The sequence below is a fragment of the Bradyrhizobium sp. Mp27 genome, assembly GCF_029953005.1.
Taxonomy (GTDB): domain Bacteria; phylum Pseudomonadota; class Alphaproteobacteria; order Rhizobiales; family Xanthobacteraceae; genus Bradyrhizobium; species Bradyrhizobium barranii.
In genome coordinates, this window is sequence record NZ_JASAUS010000933.1 from 1 (window position 1) to 207 (window position 207).

1 protein-coding gene is annotated in these 207 nt (G+C 67.6%); it reads left to right on the top strand.

The annotated features are described in order from the left end of the window. The coding region (locus QJT78_RS53485) for a transposase (RefSeq protein WP_281461036.1) at window positions 1-207 on the top strand (207 nt) is incomplete at both ends.

The following is a 207-nucleotide window of genomic DNA, read 5'->3' on the forward strand; positions in this document are numbered from 1 at the left end:
AAGAGCCGGCCCGTGGCCGTCGTGCTGCGGCCCGGCAAGACGCCGGGCGGCGTCGAGGTGCGTGCCCATCTGCGCCGCCTGGTACGGCATATCCGCACGCGATGGCACAACACGCAAATTACGTTCCGTGGCGACGGGCACTATGCCCGGCCGGAGGCAATGGCGTGGTGCGAGACCAACGGCATCGACTACATCTTCGGTCTGTCC